Annotated in this window: 1 protein-coding gene; it reads left to right on the top strand. The window is 65.8% G+C overall.

The window, feature by feature from the left end; genetic code table 11:
- The coding region (locus VBE63_RS30785; protein ID WP_323686742.1) for a response regulator at positions 1-758 on the top strand (758 nt) is incomplete at both ends.

The following is a 758-nucleotide window of genomic DNA, read 5'->3' as shown; positions in this document are numbered from 1 at the left end:
GGTCGGCAGTTGCTTCCATTTCACCGCATACCTGGGCAAGCAGCGCGGGGTGCGCTCGCAGCGACGCCTGAAGGGCGATGATCTGCAGGCCTTGCGGGTACTGGTGGTGGATGACAACCGCACCGCGCGCGAGGTGCTCGAATCCATGCTCAAGGCCTTCGGCTTCCAGGTCGAGCAGGCCGCTAGTGGCGCCGAGGCGATCGAGCGCCTGGAGCAGGCCGACAGCCAAGGCGCCTTTGATCTGGTGTTGATGGATTGGAAGATGCCGCACATGGACGGGCTGGATACCACGCGCGCGCTCCAGGCCGATCAGCTCATCGCGCGCGCACCGACGGTGATCATGGTCACCGCCTATGGGCGCGATGAGGCGCGGCGAGCCGCCGATGATCTGGAGCTAGCCGGGTTCCTGACCAAGCCGGTGACGCCCTCAACCCTGCTCGATGCCATCCTCACCGCGATGGGACGCGAGGCGGTGAGCGACTCGCGCAGCGCGGATCAGGAAGAGGCCACCAGCGAGGCACTGGCGACGCTGCGCGGCGCGCATCTGCTGTTGGTCGAGGATAACGCGATCAATCAGGAGCTGGCGCTCGAGCTATTGACCACCAACGGCATGACCGCGGCAGTGGCGAACAACGGACAGGAGGCACTCGATCTACTCCAGCAGCAACGCTTCGACGGCGTGCTGATGGATTGCCAGATGCCGATCATGGACGGCTACGCCGCCACCCGCGCCATCCGCCAAGATCCGCGCTTCCGCG

Origin of the sequence: Lamprobacter sp., from assembly GCF_034860625.1 — a bacterium.
Classification (GTDB): domain Bacteria; phylum Pseudomonadota; class Gammaproteobacteria; order Chromatiales; family Chromatiaceae; genus Lamprobacter.
Note: the sequence above shows the minus strand (reverse complement) of the source record. Positions and strands in the feature narration are given on the sequence as shown.